1 protein-coding gene and 1 pseudogene are annotated in these 1,686 nt (G+C 70.6%); one reads left to right on the forward strand and one right to left on the reverse strand.

Annotated elements, in window-relative coordinates; all coding sequences use genetic code 11:
* Positions 1-352 (reverse strand): annotated as a pseudogene (locus DQW06_RS28495) (hypothetical protein); the annotation flags it as partial.
* Positions 353-648: 296 nt separating this feature from the next.
* On the opposite strand from DQW06_RS28495, the gene DQW06_RS28500 reads away from it, so the two are divergent.
* The gene (locus tag DQW06_RS28500) at positions 649-1,620 is read left to right on the forward strand and encodes a 4-hydroxy-3-methylbut-2-enyl diphosphate reductase (protein WP_174546873.1); all 972 of its coding nucleotides are present in this window, start codon (positions 649-651) and stop codon (positions 1,618-1,620) included.
* Positions 1,621-1,686 lie beyond the last annotated feature (66 nt).

The raw sequence follows: 1,686 nt of genomic DNA on the forward strand, positions 1-1,686 counted from the left end.
CGGCCTCCTCCTTCACGGACTCCTGCTCCGCGGCGGGCTCGGCGGCCTCAGCCTTCTCGGCCTCGACGGGCGCGGCGGCCGCGGCGGGCTCCTCGGTCTTCGGCGCGGCCTGCGGCTCGTCGGCGCTCTCCGCCCCGTGCGCCCCGGCCTCGGTGCTCTTCTCCGCGGACGGCTGGGCCTGGTCCGTGCCGCGCGCGGTCACGTCCTCGGGCTCCGCGGTCGCGGGGGCGGGGGACTGGGCGGTCCCGGCCGCCTCCTGGGCCGCGGGCTCGGGCGCGGCCGCCGTTTCCTTGCGCCCGAAGATGCCCTTGACCAGGGCGACCAGCTTCGTGGCGAGCGTCGGTTTCGACATAGGACGGGGGCTCCTGGTGGTCTCGGCGAGTGGGGTGAGCGGCGCGCGAACAGCCGACCGGCAGGGCCGAGGTGAGGGCGAACCGCCTGCAATGCGTGTGATGGTGAACCAGGATAGAGGAGGGTTGAACACCATGAGCAGGGGAGAAGTGAACGATTTCGCCACTTCGAGGCGCAACCGGATGCGCCCCGTTGCGATACCGTCACCTTGGCACCGGTCGCACGTCGAAGCGGCCTGTTCAGTGCCCTCTCCCACACCCGGGTCGCACGCCGCCCAAGCCACCTAGGATGTAACACATGACTGCGATGACGACTGCCACGAACCAACGCCGTGTGCTCCTCGCCAATCCCCGGGGCTACTGCGCCGGTGTCGACCGCGCTGTCATCACCGTCGAGAAGGCCCTGGAGCAGTACGGCGCGCCGATCTACGTGCGCAAGCAGATCGTGCACAACACCCACGTGGTGCGCACCCTGGAGGAGCGCGGCGCGATCTTCGTCGAGGAGACCGAGGAGGTGCCCGAGGGGGCCATCGTGGTCTTCTCCGCGCACGGCGTCTCCCCGGCCGTGCACGAGGAGGCGCACAGGCGCAGCCTCAAGACGATCGACGCCACCTGCCCGCTCGTCACCAAGGTCCACAAGGAGGCCAAGCGCTTCGCGGCCGAGGACCGGGACATCATCCTCATCGGCCACATCGGCCACGAGGAGGTCGAGGGCACCAGCGGTGAGGCCCCCGAGCACATCCAGATCGTCGAGAGCCCGGACGAGGTGCACAAGGTCCAGGTGCGCAACCCGGACAACGTGTCGTGGCTCTCCCAGACGACCCTTTCGGTGGACGAGACCACCCAGACGGTGGACGCCCTGCGCGAGCGGTTCCCGAACCTGCTCGACCCGCCCAGCGACGACATCTGCTACGCCACCTCCAACCGCCAGGACGCGGTCAAGGCGATGGCGCCCGAGTGCGAGCTGGTCATCGTGGTCGGATCCGACAACTCGTCCAACTCGGTCCGCCTGGTGGAGGTGGCCCTGGACGCGGGCGCCGACGCCGCCCACCTGATCGACAACGCCTCGCTGATGGACGACTCCTGGCTGGAGGGCGTGACCACGGTCGGCGTGACCAGCGGCGCCTCCGTGCCGGACATCCTGGTGCGCGAGCTGCTCGACAAGCTGGCCGGGCACGGCTACGGCACGGTCACCCCGGTGACCACCGCCGACGAGACGCTGACCTTCTCGCTGCCCAAGGAACTGCGCCGCGACCTGCGCGCCGAGTAGCGCACAGCCCCCCGCACCCCGGGAGCGCACACAGCCGGTACACGGGGCGCCCGGTCGGAGGAACCG

The sequence above is a fragment of the Nocardiopsis sp. TNDT3 genome (assembly GCF_003427465.1).
Taxonomy (GTDB): Bacteria; Actinomycetota; Actinomycetes; order Streptosporangiales; family Streptosporangiaceae; genus Nocardiopsis; species Nocardiopsis dassonvillei.